This is a genomic window from Ulvibacter litoralis (assembly GCF_900102055.1).
Taxonomy (GTDB): Bacteria; Bacteroidota; Bacteroidia; order Flavobacteriales; family Flavobacteriaceae; genus Ulvibacter; species Ulvibacter litoralis.
In genome coordinates, this window is the sequence record NZ_FNBA01000001.1 from 909,008 (window position 1) to 926,907 (window position 17,900).

Consider the following 17,900-nt stretch of genomic DNA (forward strand, 5'->3'; position numbering starts at 1 on the left):
TACAATTAAATTTTAACAGCAAAAATTACTCCACAACAAATAAATTTTCAGAAAAGATAAAATCCGATGCTTTTGAAAACGAAAGATAGCGATTCCTATAAAACAATCTCTTAGTTAATTGTTACCTTTGCCCCTTCAAATAAGTTTCATCTTTTAAACCCTTTGCTTGTTTTTATAAAGTAAGAGGTTTAAAATAAAAAGATTCCCGCCTGCGCGGGGAATGTTATGTCTCAAAAAGTACGTGTACGTTTTGCTCCAAGTCCAACGGGGCCGCTTCATATTGGTGGTGTTAGAACCGCTTTATTTAATTATTTATTCGCTAAAAAACACGGAGGTGATTTTCTATTGCGCATCGAAGATACCGATCAAAATAGATATGTTCCTGGTGCCGAAGATTATATAATTGAAGCCTTAAATTGGTTAAACATTCCGTACGATGAAGGTCCCGGAAAAGAAGGAGATTGTGGTCCGTACCGTCAAAGTGAACGTAAAGAATTATACAAACAATACGCAGATCAATTATTAGCCTCTGAAAATGCTTATTACGCTTTTGATACTGCTGAAGAGCTTGACGCACACCGTAAAGATCATGAAGCGAAAAAGAAAACGTTTATTTATAATTGGCACAATCGCTTAAAATTAAAGAATTCGTTATCTCTTTCTAAGGAAGAAGTACAAGCTAAAATTGCTGCTGGAGATGCGTATGTCATTCGTTTTAAGTCGCCAGAGGCTGAAACTTTACACTTAAAAGACATTATTCGTGGTGGCGTTCAAATTGACACCAACGTTTTAGACGATAAAGTTTTGTTTAAAAGCGATGGAATGCCAACCTACCACTTAGCAAATATTGTGGACGACCATTTAATGAACATTACGCACGTTATTCGTGGGGAAGAATGGTTACCATCTATGGCATTACACGTATTATTATATCGTGCTTTTGGTTGGGATGCGCCTAAATTTGCGCACTTACCTTTAATTATGAAGCCAGAAGGAAAAGGAAAATTAAGTAAACGTGATGGTGATAAAATGGGCTTTCCTGTATTTCCGCTCCAATGGAAAACGGCTGAAGGAGATCTTTTTGCTGGATACAGAGAAGACGGTTATTTACCAGAAGCGGTTGTTAATATGTTAGCGTTTTTAGGATGGAATCCTGGAACCGAACAAGAAATTTTCAGTTTAGAAGCCCTTGTACAAGCGTTTGAGTTAGAGCGTGTACACAAAGGAGGTGCTAAATTTGATCCTGAAAAAACAAAATGGTTTCAACATCAATACCTTCAAGAGGTTGATAATGCTACTCTTGCTGAACAGTTTTCTTCCCTTCTGAAAGAGAAGAACATCACCACAACTTTAGACCTTCCGTTTATTGTTTCTTTGTTGAAAGAACGCAGTACTTTTCTGAATGATGTATGGGACCAAGGAAGCTTCTTCTTTCAAACCCCATCATCGTACGACGAAAAGGCTTCCGCAAAAGCATTTAAGCCAGAAACGCCTGAGTTATTGTCTGAAGTAGTTACTTTAATGAAAGGTGCCAGTGACTTTTCAGCAGCAACTCTTTCCGAAGTAATAAAAGGATGGATTACAGCACAAGGAATTGGTTTCGGAAAAGTAATGATGCCACTTCGATTGGCGTTAGTTGGTGAAATGAAAGGACCAGATGTGTTTGATATTGCGGCTATACTTGGTAAAGAAGAAACTATTCTTCGTATCGAAAATGCAGTTCAAAAACTTGCTTAAAAATAAATAGTAGCTGCGAGTGTAATCGTACTGCTATGCCCTTCAAAATCGGTGTTTTCAATATTTTTGTCATTAAACTTGTCAAAAATATTGGTGACACCGTATTGATATAATGCACTTAGTCTAAACGACTTTAATCCTGCCGTAATACCTCCTGCAACGTGAAAGTTGATGCGATTAATGTCTTGTATATCATTTGCAGTAAGCGTGGTATATCCGTCTAAAATGTAATCGCTGTACCGTTCGTTGTCGAGATTCATTTTACCATTTACATTTAAAATGGGACCAAATTCTAGACTGAAATGATGCTTTACAATGTTTAAACTTCCAAGCAATCCTATTTGTGCAGACTGAATTTGATATTTTATAGATTGCGGATCGGTTTTAAGAAGATCATTTCCTCGAATTCCAATTTTATTGTTGTAAAAACTAATTCCGTAAATTAAATCGAAACTTCCACGAAAGGAACCTCTTGTGGTAAATCCACCTTCAAACCCTTGGCCTTGTTCTGTTTCAAAATTAGAAGTGCTAATATCAAAAAACGTAAAACCTCCTGTTAACCCAAGTCGGTTGTACTCTTCAAAATTTCGTTGTGCGTCCATTTGCTGAAAACTGAACACTAAAAAAGTAACAAAAATCGCTTTTTTAAGACTCATAAGGGGATATTGGGTAAGGTTCATAGACAAAGCTTTATTTTTGTATCTTCAACAAACGTAACTAATTTAATTTTTATATACTATGGGTTGGTCTATTCTTCTAATTCCTTTTTTACTTTTTGGGTTTTTTATATTAATCTCAAGTTTCTTCACTGTAAAACAACAAACTGCCGCTATTATTGAGCGCTTCGGAAGGTTTTTAGGTGTTCGAAACTCTGGTCTTCGGTTTAAAATTCCGATGGTAGATCGTATTGCAGGACGTATTAATTTAAAAATTCAACAATTGGATGTACTGGTTGAAACAAAAACGAAAGATGATGTGTTTGTTCGCCTCAAAATTTCTGTTCAGTTTCAAGTATTGAAAGAAAAAGTGTACGATGCTTTTTACAAACTTGAGAATCCGCACGATCAAATTACGTCCTATGTTTTTGATGTAGTTCGTGCTGAAGTTCCTAAAATGAAATTGGATGATGTTTTTGAACGTAAAGACGATATTGCAATTGCAGTAAAACAAGAACTAAATGAAGCAATGGTGAACTATGGGTATGATATTATTAAAACTTTAGTCACCGATATTGATCCTGACGTACAGGTAAAAGCAGCTATGAACCGTATTAACGCTGCCGAACGTGAAAAAGTAGCTGCAGAGTATGAAGCGGAAGCAGAACGTATTAAAATTGTTGCCAAAGCACGTGCGGAAGCAGAAAGTAAACGTTTGCAAGGACAGGGTATTGCCGATCAACGACGAGAAATTGCTCGTGGTTTGGAAGAAAGTGTGGATGTTTTAAATAATGTAGGGATTAATTCTCAAGAAGCTTCAGCATTAATTGTGGTAACCCAGCATTATGATACCTTACAATCGATTGGTGAAGAAACAAATACCAATCTTATTTTATTACCAAATTCACCACAAGCAGGAAGTAATATGCTAAATGATATGATTGCATCTTTTGTTGCGAGCAATCAAATAGGTGAGGAAATGAAAAAGACAAATGCTGCGAAAGGCATTACAAACAAAAGAAGAAAAAAGCCTACACCTCCACCACCTCCAACAGATTCGTTTGATGACGATGATAGTGATGGTATGGATGATGTTATTATTTAATTAGCTATTGCGCTTTTATAAAAGATGACTTGTATTAAAAAAGGCCTCCAAATTGGAAGCCTTTTTTAATTTATACTCGTTTTGTTTTTACAACAATGCTTTCGCTTCTGCAGCTAACAATTCATTTTTATCTTCTGCTGCATTCGTAATAAATTCGGATGCTTCTGCGGTTTTTTCTAGTCCATTTTTAAGTAATACCCCCAATGTTAACATGGCTGCAATTCGAGTTCCTGCCTTTTTAGCGGCCGTTGCAAATAAAGGCTCTAAATCGCTATATGGAACTTTAGTTGCCAACGCTTGAATTTCAGCTTTTACCTTTGCTTGCTTCTCTTCAGGTAAATTGGTGTATTTTTTACCAAATTGTTTGATAACCTCAATCGCTGCTCGCTGTGGCGGTGCTTGTTGTTTGGTAGGTTGTTTTTGCGCTGCTGGTTTTTGTTTTGCCCAAGAATCGCGTAACCCAACGGTTCTATTAAACACTAAATGTTCTGGAGTGCTATCTAGATCTACATTAAAATAGCCCAAACGTTGAAATTGGTAATTATCTCCCGGTTTTGTGGTGGCTAGAAAAGGTTCTACAAACGCTTCTGTAACAACCAAAGAGTTGGGATTGATAAAGTCCATAAAACTTTTGTCTTTATGACTGTCTGGCGCTTCATCGTTAAACAAACGGTCGTAAATTCGAACTTCTGCTTTAATCGCATGTGCAATAGAAACCCAATGCAAGGTTCCTTTTACTTTTCGTAGACTTGCTTCTGATCCGCTTCCGCTTAAACTATCTGGATCGTAGGTACAGTGAATTTCTGTGATGTTTCCGTCAGCATCTTTTACCACGCTTTCCCCTTTGATAATGTATCCATTTTTAAGTCTGACTTCAGAACCTAAGGTCAGTCTAAAAAACTTTCCGCTAGCTTCTTCTTTAAAATCTTCCTTTTCGATGTATAATTCGCCCGAAAAAGGTACTTCATGACTTCCCGAGTTCGTGTCTTCTGGATTATTTTCCGCAGTAAAAAACTCTTCTTTACCTTTAGGATAGTTTGTAATAATCAACTTTACAGGATCTAAAACCGCCATGACACGCGTGGCTGTCGCATTTAAATCTTGACGAACACAAAATTCTAATAAAGAAACGTCGATGATGTTTTCACGTTTGGCAACACCAACTGTTTCTACAAACTTTCTAATTGAATTTGGAGTATACCCTCTTCGCCGCAATGCTGAAATTGTAGGCAACCTTGGATCGTCCCATCCATTTACAACACCTTCCTCAACCAATTGAAGCAACTTTCGTTTGCTCATAATGGTATAACTTAAATTTAAACGCGCAAATTCGGTCTGATTAGGGATGTTTGGATAGGTTGCTTTACTATATTCATAAACATGGTCTCTAAACCAATTGTAAAGCTTTCTGTGAGGTTTAAACTCTAAGGAGCACAAAGAGTGTGAAACTTGTTCGATATAGTCGCTCTCGCCATGTGTCCAATCGTACATCGGATAAATACACCAATCGTTGCCTGTACGGTGGTGTGCTTTTTTAAGAATACGATACATAATTGGGTCCCTCATCAGCATATTTGGGTCTTCCATGTCAATTTTTGCGCGCAACACATGTGCTCCTTGCTCAAATTTACCGGCTTTCATCGCTTCAAAAAGTTCCAAATTTTCTTCTACAGATCTATCGCGAAACGGACTATTGGTACCAACAGAAGTTGGTGTTCCTTTTTGTTCGGCCATGGCTTCACTCGATTGAGAGTCTACATAAGCCTTACCGTCTTTAATTAGTAAGACAGCCCAATCGTATAATTGTTGAAAATAATCGGAGGAGTACAATTCGTTTGCCCATTGGTATCCCAGCCAAGAAATGTCTTCTTTAATAGCATCTACATATTCTTGCTCTTCTTTGGCAGGATTGGTATCGTCAAAACGAAGGTTTACAGGTGCATTGTATTTTTCACCCAAACCAAAACTAATACCAATGGCTTTTGTATGTCCAATGTGCAGGTATCCATTCGGTTCTGGTGGAAAACGAAAACGCAACGACTTAGGGTCCATTCCGTTTTTTAAATCGTTCTCAATACTATGTTCAATAAAATTAAGAGGTTCTTTTTCTTCTGACATTCTAATTACTGTCGCCTCGAGCGCAGTCGAGAGGTTATTGATGTCCTAAACAAATTGTTCTCGACTGCGCTCGAACGGACACTCAATATGTTGGTAAAGGTACATAATTCGTTAAAAAAAGTATCTTTACAAAAATAGTTGAAATGAGTACAATTCGGTTAAAAAATATTAAGATATATGCCTTTCATGGTTGTTTGGTGGAAGAAGGTAAAATAGGTTCGGATTATTTGGTGAATCTTACAGTGGAAGCTGACTTAACTAAAGCGGCAAAGACGGATGAATTGAAGGATACTGTTGATTATGTGCACCTTCAAAAAATTGTGAGAGCGCAAATGCGAGTGCGTTCAAAATTATTAGAACATGTTGGACAACGAATCATTGATGCTGTTTTTTCTGAAATTCCGTTGGTACATTTGGTAAAAGTAACGGTAGCAAAAGTAAATCCGCCTATTGGTGGTGATGTTGCTGAAGTAAGCGTTACTATGAAATCGGAACGGTAATTGAAATTAAAGTGCGTTAATTCTATTACTTTTTTTATATTTGTCACCCGTTAATTAGGGCATCATGGCCGAGTGGCTAGGCAGAGGTCTGCAAAACCTTCTACAGCGGTTCGAATCCGCTTGATGCCTCAACGAAAACCTTCAGTGAAAACTGAGGGTTTTTTGTTTGATAGAAGTTCCTAAAATCTAGTATCTTAGAGTTTAATTTCAACCCAATTCAGAAATAATGACAACTAGCAATAGTCTATTTTATTTAGAAAAAGAAGAGCCTATTAAGGGTTGTTTATTAGCCATGCGGGATTGTATTCTTGCGTGTGATGAAGCAGTTTCAGAAACAAAAAAATATGGAATGCCTTGCTTTTGTTTTAAAGGAAAAGCTTTTTGTTACCTCTGGACTGATAAAAAAACAGAAGAACCCTATTATTTATTTGTAGAAGGAAAACATCTGGTTCATCCAAATTTAGAAAGTGGTGATCGTGCTCGAATGAAGGTTTTTAGAATTAATCCAATACAAGATTTACCTGTTACCACTTTAAATGCAGTGTTTCAACAAGCATTAAATTTGTATAAAAATGGCACTATAAAAATTAAAAAATAGAACTTTTATTCAGGAAGTGGATGTACATCTTCAACGGGGGGAATTGGTTTCTCTAAAGGGTTATTTTGTCCTGGAATTCGTTCCAATCCTGCTTGAACTTCTTTTGGAAAAATTCCTTGAAGTAACATTAAAACACCAAAACCAATAATTAAAATACTCACCCATTTCTTAGTTTTAAAAGTAAATCGAGGTGTCATTTTATTTTTAAGTTTCTTAGCCAAAGTAATTTTTAATAAATCGGTAAGAAAAAAGGTTATTAAAACCGTTGCTAAAAACCAAAATACACCATTTTTAGAAGTGGTTAACGCATTCGCCATAATAATGGTTCCTATCCATCCCGCTAATACTCCAAAGTTTACAAAATTGAGTAAGAATCCTTTCAGAAATAATCCTCCTAAATTCTTTTTCACTTCAACTGCGTAATGTTCTCTCGCAATTTTTATAAATGATTTTGCGGTTCGGATGTAGGATATGACTCCGTAGGCTATTAAAACCGCACCACCAAAGATGAGTAATCCTGGATCGTCTTTAACTTTTTCTAAAATTTTACTCGTACTAAAAAAGGCAATTAGAATGAAAATAATATCGGCAACCATGGCGCCTAAATCGAAGAACACACCCGCTTTAAAACCTTTGGTTATACTCGTTTCTATGAGGGTAAAAAACACAGGACCGACAGCAAATGCCAGTAAAAATCCATAAAAAGCTGCATATAATAAACCATCAAACATACCTGTAAAAGTACAAATTAATTTACTCCATAACTTGTATTACAGCGATATGTTTACTCTACCACTTTGATCTTTCCACCGGCAAATTTCTTTTTACGAAGAGTTTCAGGTTTTCCATACAAATACACCTTACCTCCTGCTGTAACTTTCACATTGGCGTTTTCTGATGTTTTTAATTCTGCAAGTCCGCCTGCTGTTACTGAAACGGTAGCATTTGTATTTTGAAGCTCTTTTCCTAAATATTGACCGCCAGTATTTATCGTAATATCTTGATTTTTAGCAGTTCCTGTGGTACTAATAATTCCGCCGCTCACACTTTTTGCTATAAGATCTTCTACAGCGACAGGAATTTCAATATGTCCACCCTCTTGTACACGTAACTCAATATTATTTTGAGTAATTGCTTCGGAAGCTGTAATATAAGCACCTTCATTTGCGTCTAAAATAGAAACTTCTGTATAAAAAACTTCCACTTTTGTGAGCGCACCATCAAAACGTTCGTTTAATTCCATACGAATTTTTAATGTTCCGTCGTCATTAATGAATTTAACAGCTGTAGCATTTTCTCCAGTAACTACTACTTTATTTTCGGTAGATTTACGAAGGTTCACATCTATTAAATCAAATACTTTCAATTCATTAAAAGTACCTACATCTTTGGTTGTTTCTTGTCCCCAAGTGAGAGATGATAAACATAAAAAAATGCATACAGTAAGATGTTTTATATTCATTTTATAAAATTTTGAGGTTAAAATTATTGTTACCAGTTTTCTCTCCAATCAATATTTTCCTTTATTATTTTGGCAGGATTTCCAGCTATTATATTTTTTGAAGAAGAAATTGATTGTGTTACTACACTTCCTAAGCCTATTAAATTAAGGCTTTCTATGGTTACTCCAGGAGCTATAGAACAGTTTGAAGCCATATAAATGTTATCACCAATTTTTATGGATAAATCTTTTTTTCCTGTTTTGGTGTAAATAGATCCATGCGTCCATAGTTGACTTGCTTTTCCTGCTAGCCATGTATTATTTCCTATTTCTACAGAATTCCATACATCAATAAAGTGATCATTAATAATTCTTGAGTTGTTTCCTATAGAGAAAGAAGCTTTCCCCATAATTACATTTCCACTATGAATCGATGTGTTGTTTCCTATAGTAACATTACCTGCGGTGATGATGCAATTATTTTTAATAACTACATTATTTCCAATAGTTACTTTTTTAGAATTTAAAATACTTTTTCCTATAAATACATTGGTACCAATGGTATACTTAAAAAAATTTCGATAAATAAATAAGCGAACACTATTAAAAGGGCACAGCTTAATTATTTTAAAGAGAATCTTTTTTAATATTTTATTTTTCATAGGTATCTCGTAATCCGAGCATGGTAAAATCTAAATGCTTTTTAACTAAATCTGCATTTTTAACTTTTACATACACTTCATCTCCAAGAACATAGGTATTCCCAGATTTTTGTCCCACAACAGCATATTGGTCTTTATCAAAGGTATAATGGTCGTCACGTAAATCTTGCAAACGAACCATTCCTTCACATTTATTAGACATAATTTCTACGTAGATTCCCCATTCGGTCACTCCAGAAATTACACCCACAAATTCTTCCTTTTGATGGTCTTGCATGTACTTTACCTGCATGTATTTTATACTATCACGTTCGGCACTTGAAGCAAGGCCTTCCATATCGCTAGAATGTCTACATTTATCTTCGTACGTATCTTGTTTGGCCGAATCTTTTCCATCTAAATAGCGTTGTAACAATCGATGAACCATGACATCGGGATACCTTCTAATAGGCGATGTAAAATGTGTATAATAATCAAAAGCTAATCCGTAGTGTCCAATATTATTTGTAGTATACACTGCTTTACTCATACTTCTAATTGCAAGAGTATCTACTAAATTTTGTTCTCTTTTACCGTTTACATCTTTCAATAATTTATTTAACGATTGAGAAGTAGATTTTTTATCTCTTGTATCTAATTTGTATCCAAAACGTTTGATGATATTTTCTAAAGCTGCGATTTTCTCATCATCTGGCTCATCGTGAACACGATATACAAATGTTTTTTTCTGAGACTGTTTTCCAATAAATTCAGCTACACTTCGATTGGCAAGGAGCATAAACTCCTCAATCATCTTGTTAGCGTCTTTACTTTCTTTAAAGTACACGCCTTCCGGATTTGCATTTTCGTCTAGAATAAATTTTACTTCCAATTTATCGAACGAAATTGCGCCTTCATGCATTCTTTTTTTCCGAAGAATTTTAGCCAAACGATCCATTTCGATAATGGCATCTGCAATAGGTTTTTCAACCGTATATTCTGAATCTTGTATTGAAATATCTGAAGGAATGGTATGTATTTCTTCTGAAGGATTTTCTATAATATGCTGTGCTTCTTCATAGGCAAAACGAGCATCACTATACGTAACTGTTCTTCCAAACCATTTGTTCACAACTTGGGCTTTCGAGTTCATTTCAAACACAGCAGAAAAAGTGTATTTCTCTTCATGTGGTCGTAATGAACACGCACCATTTGAAAGTATTTCTGGCAACATTGGCACTACTCTATCTACTAAATATACAGAGGTAGCACGCTCATAGGCTTCATCGTCTAAAATTGTTCCTGGTTGTAAGTAATGTGAAACATCGGCAATGTGAATTCCTACTTCATAATTTCCATTGGGAAGCGTTTCAAACGACAACGCATCATCAAAATCTTTCGCATCTTTTGGATCTATGGTAAAGGTTAAATCCTTCCGCATATCCCGACGTTTTTTAATTTCTTCAGGATGAATGCTAGTATCAATTTTATTTGCAAATTCTTCTACTTCTGGTGGAAACTCATACGGCAATCCATACTGTGCTAAAATAGAATGAATTTCAGTATTGTGTTCTCCCGGCATTCCTAGCACTTTCAGAACAGATCCAAAGGGTGAATCTGCCTTTTCGGGCCAATCTTCCATTAAAACCAATACTTTTTCGCCATTTTTAGCACCGTTAATTTTATTCTTTGGAACAAAAATATCGGTGTGCATTTTATGGTCGGCCATTTCAACAAAAGCAAATTTATCTTGAATTTGAATGGTTCCAACAAATTCTGTTTTTTTACGCTCTATGATTTTAGTAACCTCTCCTTCCGTTTTTCCGCCTCGTTTTCTTTTAAAAACGTAGACTTCAACGATATCACCATTTAAGGCTTTGTTTAGGTTTTTACTACTTACATAAATATCGTCTTCTAAATCTTCAACGATAATGTATCCTTGTCCGCGGCCAGCAATATCAACTTTTCCGGTGTAGTAATTTTGAGAAGGGGTAATAATGTATTTACCACGTTCAATTTCTTGAATGGTACCTTCAATTTGGAAGGCTTTTAATTTTTTTATAATCTGATTGCGGCTGCTAGCATCGTCTACGCCTAGTTTCGCGGCAATTTGTTTGTAGTTATAAGGTTTTGAATGATCTTTTCGAAGAATAGCTAATATGCTTTGTGAAAGTCCTTCAATTTTTTGTTTTTTATTCTTTTTATGTCTTTTCGGCATTGTTTATTATTATGTATTGTAAAAGTACACTTTCTAACCCAATAGTAATAGGCTTATTAAGAAAGATTTAGTACATTGGTGCGGCTTCAAAACCACGTTATGGAAGACTTTAAAACCATTGCTATCTTTACTTTTCCTAGTGAATATGCAGTACTTAAATTGTTGTTTGATCAGGAAAATATTCAGTATGTTTTTTTACATGAAACTACCATAAGTGTGCTTCCCTTTCACTCGAACGCTTTTGGCGGAATTAGATTGCAAGTTCACAAACACGATATCGAGAAAGCGAAAAAAATCATGGAACGCTTAGACGGATCTCCCAACCTAAAAATAGTTTAATTTCTACTTATCAACAGTAATAACATATTCATCTTTTTCTTTTTTAAAATTTAAATAAAATAATGATGGTTATTATAGCTTGTTAATATGTGGTATAACTTTTTAGAATTTATCGTTGGATTTAAGTTGTCGCTATTTTTAGTACGGTTATGAACATGTTTTCAGTGGTTTTTTCTTCTGAAATATAAGAACTTATAGGTTGCTATTAACAACTGTTAATAACCCTGTCTAACAACTCATTTTTAATAAGATTTTGTGGTTTTATTGTTTAATAACTCAAATTTATACTTCATAAGTTTCGTAAAATTGATTGCTTAAAAAATTGGTTTCTATTTTAATTAAATGATATTGTAAAATCAATTGACTATTGCAACTTTATTTCTAAAAATCGCACCATTAAATATCAACATAGTTGTTAACTAAATTATCAACCTAAGGTTAAGAAATAGCTATCAATTACTTAGCTATTATTAGTTGATATGCCTTATACATTATTGTTATCTTTGTGAAAAACTACGACCATGAAAATTGCAATTGGAAACGATCACGCCGGAACAGAATACAAAAACACCATTGTTGCTTACCTTGAAAAAGAAGGACATCAAGTAACAAATTATGGTACCAACACTAATGATAGTGTGGATTACCCAGACTTTGTACATCCTGTAGCAACCGATGTTGAAAACAATGCTGTAGATTTCGGTATCATTATCTGCGGAAGCGGAAATGGAGCCAATATGACAGCCAACAAACATCAAAAAGTGCGTTCAGCTCTTTGTTGGACAAAAGAAATTACAGCGCTAGCAAGACAACACAACGATGCAAATATATTAAGTATTCCTGCACGTTTTACAAGCGAACCACAAGCCTTAGAAATGGTGAAAACATTCTTAGCAACTCCTTTTGAAGGCGGTCGTCACCAACTTCGTGTGGACAAAATAGCTTGTTCATAACCTTATAGTATGTCACATTCTCACGGACATGATCATTCCCACAATGATTTAAAAGGTAGAAACTTATTATTTACTATCTTTTTAAACGTTGTAATTACTGTTGCGCAAGTAATAGGTGGAATCATTTCTGGGAGTTTATCATTACTATCCGACGCATTACACAATTTTAGTGATGTTCTTTCTTTGGTTGTGAGTTATGTGGCCGATTTATATTCTAAGAAAGAAGCTTCTACAAAACGAACTTTTGGTTACAAACGTGCCGAAATTATTGCTGCTTTTGTAAATGCTGCTTCTTTATTAATTGTTGCTATTTACTTAGTGTACGAAGCAATTATTCGCTTTTTTAATCCACAGTCTATTGAAAGTAGCATTGTTATTTGGTTGGCGTTACTCGGAATTGTAGCCAACGGTTTTTCAGTTTTATTACTTCGGAAAGATGCGAAGGAAAATATGAATATGCGTTCTGCCTATTTGCACTTATTCACTGATATGACGGCTTCAATCGCTGTGTTAATTGGTGGTTTGTTAATGAAATATTACAGCTGGTTTTGGGTCGATAGTTTATTAACAATTTTAATCGCAATTTACTTATTAATAGTCGGTTACGATTTATTAAAACAATCGTTTAAAGTGCTTATGTTGTTCACTCCTGAAGATTTAAATATTGAAAAAATATGTGCTGCTATTTCTACCGTTTCAGAAATAAAAAACACACATCACGTTCACGTATGGCAATTGAATGAAAAAGAAACACATTTAGAAGCACACGTCGAGTTACATAAGGACATTACGATTTCAGAATTTGATATTGTTTCAGAAAAAGTAGAAGAATTATTATTCCATGACTTCGGAATAAATCACGTGAACATTCAACCAGAATACAACAAACCAGATCCTAAAGATATTATCATTCAAGATTAATTTTCTTCGGAAGCAACACCAAAACCTATGAAAATTACGGTAAAAACATTCGATCAGTTTACAATCCACGAATTACACGATGTATTTCAATTGCGAAGTGAAGTATTTGTGGTTGAGCAACATTGTGTGTATCAAGATATCGACGGAAAGGATCCAAAAGCCCTTCATGTAATTGGTACCAAAGACGGGAAAGTAGTTGCGTACACCCGTTGTTTTCAACCCGGGTTTTATTTTGAACAAGCTTCCATTGGGCGTGTTGTAGTTGCTAAAGAAACTCGAAAATTTAAATACGGTCATGATATTATGCGCGCTTCAAAAGAAACGATTAAAACACATTACAACACAACTCACATTAAAATTTCGGCACAAACCTACTTATTGAAATTCTATCAATCGCATGGTTTTCAGCAAATAGGAGAAGGATATTTAGAAGATGGAATTCCGCATATTGCGATGATTACAGCTTAATTAATTTTTTCTGAAGATTTAAATCTTCTAACATGTCATTGGTAAATTTATAATGTCCTTTCCGTGTAATTATTTTGAAACGTTGGTTTCGCATGCGCGTAATTACATCTAAAAAGCGCCACTTCGATTTTAATAACATTGGTTTTTTAGACTTTAAACTTAGTTCGAAGTAGTGTTTTATCCCGGCTCTTTCTGCAACAATATCGGGAGTTATAGTAACATCGTTGTCTTTTTTAACGTACGATTTTGGAGTTTCATACCCTTCTACATCGGCTTTAATATTTTCAAAACCTCGGTTTTCTAAATACGTAACCGATTCCTTTAAAAATGCTTCGTTTTCTTCTCTGTCTATCTGTATCATACCCTACAGTATACTGAAAATAAAGGCGAAACCCTGTTAAAAGGCTGTTAACTCTCTTTTGAAGTCACTTTTTTACTGAAAGGAATACGTAATTGTTGGGTAAAATTATCGGCATCCAAATGATCTGAAATATCCAAACCGTATTGAATTTTGTGAACATAGTCATATACAAATGTTCCGAAGAGATGATCCCAAATAGAAAACATATTTCCATAATTTGAATCTGTCCAAGGCAATTGGTAGTGATGGTGAAACTTGTGCATTACAGGCGTTACAATAATGTAACTAAGCGCTTTATCAAGCTTTGGAGGTAGCTGAAGGTTGGCATGCGTAAAATAAGTGAATAACACACTTAAAATACGGTAAAAGAAATAATACGAAATAGGCATTCCCATGACAACCACAGCTAGTAATGCAAAACTCTCCCGAATCAAAAAATCGAACGGATGATGCCGTGTACCCGTGCTAGCATCTACATTTTTATCACTGTGATGTACAATGTGTAAGCGCCACATCCATTTTACTTTATGCAGTAAATAATGTACGCCAAACTGAGCTATAAAATCGAGAACTAAAATAGAAAGTAAGAGTCCCAACCAAGTTGGAACTGTAACAAGGTGTAAGAGTCCAAACTTTGTGGTTTCTAGCCAAACAAAAATACCCACGGTGGCAATTCCAAAGAGAGCATTAATTAGCATAACGAAAAACAAGAGACCAAAGTTGGTTTTTGCATGTTTCCACTTGTTATAAGGTGTGATAACAAGCTTATAATACCCTTCTAAAATCCAAAAAAAGGCTAAACTAACAAAGACCCAACCCGCTTTCATCCAAATAGGCATTTCTTCAAAAAAGGCTAAAAAGGAGTCCAAAAAGGGTTTTGTTTAGGTTAAAACGAATATTATTTTAATATTTTCTGATAGCGTTTTGCGTCGTCTAATACTTCAATTGCAGCTAAAATTTCTGGATTGTGATCAACATGATACTCATACATTCCTTCACGGTAAAAATAACGCTTTAAAATTTCGTCACTAATAAGCGACATAATTTCAGCCTTTTTAGAAAGTACAGCTTTATCTTTCGCTTCATCTATCGACGCCATAAGTTGATTGTAACTTGCCGAAATACTTTTATCTAAATCATCATCTTCGGCTCTGCGAAGGGCTTCTGCAAACTCTTTTTCTGTTTCCGTTTCGTATTCAAAATTGTTCTTTTTCAGAAAATCGATGAACTTTTGAAAATCAGCATCCGTTAACCTAAACGAATTCAAATCTGAAATTTGATGCGAGTAATGATACTCAGTAGCAAAGTCGAAAATAGCGTCATCTTTCAGTAAAGCAGTTGTAATCGGACTAAATTTAGCTGTTTCTAACTCGATATCTGGTAATATTCCGCCGCCATCATAAACCGTTCTTCCACCCTTGGTTTTAAATGAATTGTACTCTTTAGCATCCTTTCTAACAGGATCACCATTTTCATCTCTATTCCAATAATCCAATGCCTGAATACAGCGTCCGCTAGGCGTATAATACCTAGAAATAGTTACTTTTAATTGGGTTCCGTAGGTCAGTTTTTTAGGGCGTTGCACCAATCCTTTTCCGAAGCTACGGGCTCCTACAACCACAGCGCGGTCTAAATCTTGTAAACTTCCTGAAACAATTTCACTTGCAGAAGCACTGCGACCGTTTACCAAAACCACTAACGGAATTTCAGTGTCTACAGGCTCTTTACGCGTTTTATAAGTTTTATTGTATTTTTCAATGACCGATTTAGTAGTTGTAATTACTTCTCCCTTCGGAACAAATAAATTTACCACATCAATTGCTTCGTTCAATAAACCACCAGGATTTCCACGAAGGTCTAAAACAATTTTTGTAGCTCCTTGCGATTTTAAATCTTCTAAAGCGGCTTTGGTTTCAACCGTTGTTTTACGATTAAACTTTGTAAGTACAATGTACCCAACATCGTTGTGAATAAGCTTGTAAAAAGGAACGGCATGAATGTCGATCGCTTCGCGGGTTAATGTTGTGGTGTTTGTTTTTCCTTGACGAATATAAGTTAACTCTATTTTCGAATTTGGAGCTCCTTTTAAAAGTTCGTTGGCATCTTCTTTAAAATCGGAAACATTAATAGCTCCAATTTTTATGACTTGATCTCCCGCTTTTAACCCTGCTTTATCGGCTGGATAGCCTTTAAAAGGCTCCATAATAATGATTTTATCGTCTTTTGTTCGTGCGGTGGCGCCAATCCCTGTATACACGCCAGAACTGCTTATACGAGCGTCCTCAACCTGTTGTTCGTTCCAATACATGGTGTAGGGATCTAAATCTTTCAACATCCCCTTAATGGCTTTATCCATAAGAGTTGCAGGCGTCACCTCGTCCACATAATTCATGTTAAGTTCTTTGTAGAGCGTGGTAAAGATTTCAATTTGTTTTGCAATTTCAAAAAAGTCGCTTTTAAAACTTACGGTTGTAAATAGAATACCTAAGGCGAGTATGGGAATTAGTATTTTCTTTTTCATAGTTTGTTTTTATGCGATTACAGAACCTTAAATAGGAAATGATATGTGATTTAAATTTTATTTCTTCAGCAGAAAAGATGTTTGTTTTGCTTCGGAAGGATTTACGAACCCGACGTTGTTTTCTTTTTACGCAACAGTTTCCGAAGTATAATTACACCAACTAAAACAATAACTAACAATGGCCAGAGGTATAAAATACCCAAGAAAAAGACGGAAATTCCATCCCATCCTCCTTTTAAGGAATTGATCATTTTTTGTCCGTACGATTGTGTAACGCCCGTTTCAGCAGTTAAAGTATAAAATTCTAAGGTAATAGTACTCATAGAAACTCTATTTTGAAGAAACTGTAGGCGTCCTTGCTTGGCTTCAATCTCTTCACGAATGTTTGAAAGCTCTCGTTCTATTTCGAGCATTTCTTTTACATTTCTTGCTTGTTTCAGCAATTCTAAATAGCGTTTTTCTAACTCTCTCTTTGCCTTTAATCGTGCTTCTAGATCTACAAATTCTTCCGAAACATCTTGTCTTGAAATGTCTTTTTGATCAAAATAGGAAACACCTTCAGAAACACCATTAATAAAATCCATAAAGCGTTCGGTAGGGACTCTAACCATCATATTTCTAGAAATACGGTTGTAGCCTTTCCCACTATTATCACTCTGTATAAAACCTTTGTATTGGGAAGCGAGTTGAAGTACGTTTGCGTGTGTAGCATTCACATCTTTGGTTTCGAAGACCAAGCGTGCGGTTTTGATTATTTTTTGTTCTTGAACTTCAACATCTTCCGAAATATCTGCAACTTGAATTTCTTCGCTCATCACATAGCCAGCATCTTCCATTACATCTGGGCTATATGCTTTGTTAGAACTCCCATTGGAACAGGCCAATGCAAAACCAAATAAAAAAATAATGCTAAACTTCATCCTTTAATTTTTTAAGCAATGCCTTTGTTGCTTTTTCTAGCTGGGCATATTGCGGTTTGTCTTTACTAAGATATAAAAAAAGGAGTGCAAATTTCTTGCCGTTATTTTCTGTTACTTCTTCTCTCTGAATTCGATAGGCTTCTCTTAATTGCCTTTTGATGCGGTTTCGAGTTACCGCTAATTTAAATTTCCGCTTTGGGACTGCAAATGCAGCTTGTGTTACTTGATCGGTATCTATTTCAATAAAAAGAAGTTTTAGTGGGTATTTGGTATACGACTTTCCGCTTTCAAATAACTTTTTAATAGTTTTTGAACTTTTAAGTTTTTCAGATTTTGGAAAGGAGAGACTCATGGCGTAAAAGTACAACAATAGGGTATAAAAAAAGAGGTTGTCTAAAAAAGT

At 35.2% G+C, this 17,900-nt stretch carries 19 protein-coding genes and 1 tRNA gene; 9 read left to right on the plus strand and 11 right to left on the minus strand.

Translation table 11 applies throughout. The features are described from left to right. Window positions 1–225: 225 nt before the first annotated feature. Window positions 226–1,737: a glutamate--tRNA ligase gene (gene gltX, locus BLQ00_RS04185; protein WP_093140902.1), complete on the plus strand. Its 1,512-nt coding sequence runs from the start codon at window positions 226–228 to the stop codon at window positions 1,735–1,737. Here gltX and BLQ00_RS04190 read toward each other — a convergent pair. Continuing rightward, complete coding sequence (locus BLQ00_RS04190) at window positions 1,734–2,417, minus strand: outer membrane beta-barrel protein (protein ID WP_093140905.1); 684 nt, start codon at window positions 2,415–2,417, stop codon at window positions 1,734–1,736. The two genes, gltX and BLQ00_RS04190, sit on opposite strands and share 4 nt — an antisense overlap. Window positions 2,418–2,475: 58 nt before the next feature. On the opposite strand from BLQ00_RS04190, the gene BLQ00_RS04195 reads away from it, so the two are divergent. Continuing rightward, window positions 2,476–3,498, plus strand: a complete 1,023-nt coding sequence (locus BLQ00_RS04195) for an SPFH domain-containing protein (protein ID WP_093140907.1) — start codon at window positions 2,476–2,478, stop codon at window positions 3,496–3,498. An 87-nt stretch (window positions 3,499–3,585) separates the two neighbouring features. On the opposite strand, the gene BLQ00_RS04200 is transcribed toward BLQ00_RS04195, so the two are convergent. Further along, the gene (locus BLQ00_RS04200) at window positions 3,586–5,616 is read right to left on the minus strand and encodes a glutamine--tRNA ligase/YqeY domain fusion protein (protein WP_093140909.1); all 2,031 of its coding nucleotides are present in this window, start codon (window positions 5,614–5,616) and stop codon (window positions 3,586–3,588) included. A 143-nt stretch (window positions 5,617–5,759) separates the two neighbouring features. Here BLQ00_RS04200 and folB point away from each other — a divergent pair, with 143 nt between their 5' ends. From folB to BLQ00_RS04215, 3 genes are all read left to right on the plus strand, one after another. Next, a complete protein-coding gene (gene folB, locus BLQ00_RS04205; RefSeq protein WP_093140911.1) occupies window positions 5,760–6,116 on the plus strand; it encodes a dihydroneopterin aldolase in 357 nt (118 codons plus the stop codon). Between the two features lie 58 nt (window positions 6,117–6,174). Beyond that, window positions 6,175–6,245 (plus strand) — tRNA-Cys (locus BLQ00_RS04210). 97 nt (window positions 6,246–6,342) lie between these two features. Beyond that, the gene (locus BLQ00_RS04215; protein ID WP_093140914.1) at window positions 6,343–6,714 is read left to right on the plus strand and encodes a DUF1801 domain-containing protein; all 372 of its coding nucleotides are present in this window, start codon (window positions 6,343–6,345) and stop codon (window positions 6,712–6,714) included. 5 nt (window positions 6,715–6,719) lie between these two features. Here BLQ00_RS04215 and BLQ00_RS04220 read toward each other — a convergent pair whose 3' ends face one another. Genes BLQ00_RS04220 through rnr form a run of 4 tightly spaced genes read right to left on the minus strand, consistent with a single transcriptional unit; the run spans window position 6,720 to window position 11,014 of the window. After that, on the minus strand, window positions 6,720–7,445 hold the full coding sequence (locus BLQ00_RS04220; protein ID WP_093140916.1) for a LysE family translocator: 726 nt from the start codon (window positions 7,443–7,445) through the stop codon (window positions 6,720–6,722). A 53-nt stretch (window positions 7,446–7,498) separates the two neighbouring features. Further along, window positions 7,499–8,176 (minus strand): head GIN domain-containing protein, encoded by a 678-nt coding sequence (locus tag BLQ00_RS04225; protein ID WP_093140919.1) that lies wholly within the window; start codon window positions 8,174–8,176, stop codon window positions 7,499–7,501. A 29-nt stretch (window positions 8,177–8,205) separates the two neighbouring features. After that, window positions 8,206–8,817 carry an acyltransferase gene (locus BLQ00_RS04230; protein ID WP_093140922.1) on the minus strand — a complete coding sequence of 204 codons (612 nt, stop codon included), beginning with the start codon at window positions 8,815–8,817 and terminating at the stop codon, window positions 8,206–8,208. Beyond that, the gene (gene rnr, locus BLQ00_RS04235) at window positions 8,807–11,014 is read right to left on the minus strand and encodes a ribonuclease R (RefSeq protein WP_093140924.1); all 2,208 of its coding nucleotides are present in this window, start codon (window positions 11,012–11,014) and stop codon (window positions 8,807–8,809) included. Before rnr ends, BLQ00_RS04230 begins: the two co-directional genes overlap by 11 nt. A gap of 99 nt (window positions 11,015–11,113) precedes the next feature. Here rnr and BLQ00_RS04240 point away from each other — a divergent pair, with 99 nt between their 5' ends. From BLQ00_RS04240 to BLQ00_RS04255, 4 genes are all read left to right on the plus strand, one after another. Continuing rightward, window positions 11,114–11,353: a hypothetical protein gene (locus BLQ00_RS04240; RefSeq protein ID WP_093140927.1), complete on the plus strand. Its 240-nt coding sequence runs from the start codon at window positions 11,114–11,116 to the stop codon at window positions 11,351–11,353. Between the two features lie 521 nt (window positions 11,354–11,874). Continuing rightward, on the plus strand, window positions 11,875–12,306 hold the full coding sequence (gene rpiB / locus BLQ00_RS04245; protein WP_093140929.1) for a ribose 5-phosphate isomerase B: 432 nt from the start codon (window positions 11,875–11,877) through the stop codon (window positions 12,304–12,306). A gap of 9 nt (window positions 12,307–12,315) precedes the next feature. Then, the gene (locus BLQ00_RS04250; RefSeq protein ID WP_093140932.1) at window positions 12,316–13,227 is read left to right on the plus strand and encodes a cation diffusion facilitator family transporter; all 912 of its coding nucleotides are present in this window, start codon (window positions 12,316–12,318) and stop codon (window positions 13,225–13,227) included. Between the two features lie 27 nt (window positions 13,228–13,254). Further along, window positions 13,255–13,695: a GNAT family N-acetyltransferase gene (locus tag BLQ00_RS04255; protein ID WP_093140934.1), complete on the plus strand. Its 441-nt coding sequence runs from the start codon at window positions 13,255–13,257 to the stop codon at window positions 13,693–13,695. On the opposite strand, the gene BLQ00_RS04260 is transcribed toward BLQ00_RS04255, so the two are convergent. The 5 genes from BLQ00_RS04260 to rnpA form a co-directional block, all read right to left on the minus strand. Further along, the gene (locus BLQ00_RS04260; protein ID WP_093140937.1) at window positions 13,685–14,056 is read right to left on the minus strand and encodes a hypothetical protein; all 372 of its coding nucleotides are present in this window, start codon (window positions 14,054–14,056) and stop codon (window positions 13,685–13,687) included. The two genes, BLQ00_RS04255 and BLQ00_RS04260, sit on opposite strands and share 11 nt — an antisense overlap. A 47-nt stretch (window positions 14,057–14,103) precedes the next feature. Further along, window positions 14,104–14,925: a sterol desaturase family protein gene (locus tag BLQ00_RS04265; RefSeq protein ID WP_093140939.1), complete on the minus strand. Its 822-nt coding sequence runs from the start codon at window positions 14,923–14,925 to the stop codon at window positions 14,104–14,106. 29 nt (window positions 14,926–14,954) lie between these two features. Further along, window positions 14,955–16,577, minus strand: a complete 1,623-nt coding sequence (locus tag BLQ00_RS04270; RefSeq protein ID WP_093140942.1) for a S41 family peptidase — start codon at window positions 16,575–16,577, stop codon at window positions 14,955–14,957. 101 nt (window positions 16,578–16,678) lie between these two features. Then, a complete protein-coding gene (locus tag BLQ00_RS04275) occupies window positions 16,679–17,497 on the minus strand; it encodes a DUF4349 domain-containing protein (RefSeq protein WP_093140944.1) in 819 nt (272 codons plus the stop codon). Next, window positions 17,487–17,849 (minus strand): ribonuclease P protein component, encoded by a 363-nt coding sequence (gene rnpA, locus BLQ00_RS04280; RefSeq protein ID WP_093140947.1) that lies wholly within the window; start codon window positions 17,847–17,849, stop codon window positions 17,487–17,489. The genes BLQ00_RS04275 and rnpA overlap by 11 nt, the downstream gene beginning before the upstream one ends. Window positions 17,850–17,900 lie beyond the last annotated feature (51 nt).

Excerpts from the sequence above, each read along its gene's own strand:
- gltX (WP_093140902.1), top strand. The coding sequence starts at position 226 with ATGTCTCAAAAAGTACGTGTACGTTTTGCTCCAAGTCCAACGGGGCCG.
- BLQ00_RS04190 (WP_093140905.1), bottom strand. The coding sequence starts at position 2,417 with ATGAACCTTACCCAATATCCCCTTATGAGTCTTAAAAAAGCGATTTTT.
- BLQ00_RS04195 (WP_093140907.1), top strand. The coding sequence starts at position 2,476 with ATGGGTTGGTCTATTCTTCTAATTCCTTTTTTACTTTTTGGGTTTTTT.
- BLQ00_RS04200 (WP_093140909.1), bottom strand. The coding sequence starts at position 5,616 with ATGTCAGAAGAAAAAGAACCTCTTAATTTTATTGAACATAGTATTGAG.
- folB (WP_093140911.1), top strand. The coding sequence starts at position 5,760 with ATGAGTACAATTCGGTTAAAAAATATTAAGATATATGCCTTTCATGGT.
- BLQ00_RS04215 (WP_093140914.1), top strand. The coding sequence starts at position 6,343 with ATGACAACTAGCAATAGTCTATTTTATTTAGAAAAAGAAGAGCCTATT.
- BLQ00_RS04220 (WP_093140916.1), bottom strand. The coding sequence starts at position 7,445 with ATGTTTGATGGTTTATTATATGCAGCTTTTTATGGATTTTTACTGGCA.
- BLQ00_RS04225 (WP_093140919.1), bottom strand. The coding sequence starts at position 8,176 with ATGAATATAAAACATCTTACTGTATGCATTTTTTTATGTTTATCATCT.
- BLQ00_RS04230 (WP_093140922.1), bottom strand. The coding sequence starts at position 8,817 with ATGAAAAATAAAATATTAAAAAAGATTCTCTTTAAAATAATTAAGCTG.
- rnr (WP_093140924.1), bottom strand. The coding sequence starts at position 11,014 with ATGCCGAAAAGACATAAAAAGAATAAAAAACAAAAAATTGAAGGACTT.
- BLQ00_RS04240 (WP_093140927.1), top strand. The coding sequence starts at position 11,114 with ATGGAAGACTTTAAAACCATTGCTATCTTTACTTTTCCTAGTGAATAT.
- rpiB (WP_093140929.1), top strand. The coding sequence starts at position 11,875 with ATGAAAATTGCAATTGGAAACGATCACGCCGGAACAGAATACAAAAAC.
- BLQ00_RS04250 (WP_093140932.1), top strand. The coding sequence starts at position 12,316 with ATGTCACATTCTCACGGACATGATCATTCCCACAATGATTTAAAAGGT.
- BLQ00_RS04255 (WP_093140934.1), top strand. The coding sequence starts at position 13,255 with ATGAAAATTACGGTAAAAACATTCGATCAGTTTACAATCCACGAATTA.
- BLQ00_RS04260 (WP_093140937.1), bottom strand. The coding sequence starts at position 14,056 with ATGATACAGATAGACAGAGAAGAAAACGAAGCATTTTTAAAGGAATCG.
- BLQ00_RS04270 (WP_093140942.1), bottom strand. The coding sequence starts at position 16,577 with ATGAAAAAGAAAATACTAATTCCCATACTCGCCTTAGGTATTCTATTT.
- BLQ00_RS04275 (WP_093140944.1), bottom strand. The coding sequence starts at position 17,497 with ATGAAGTTTAGCATTATTTTTTTATTTGGTTTTGCATTGGCCTGTTCC.
- rnpA (WP_093140947.1), bottom strand. The coding sequence starts at position 17,849 with ATGAGTCTCTCCTTTCCAAAATCTGAAAAACTTAAAAGTTCAAAAACT.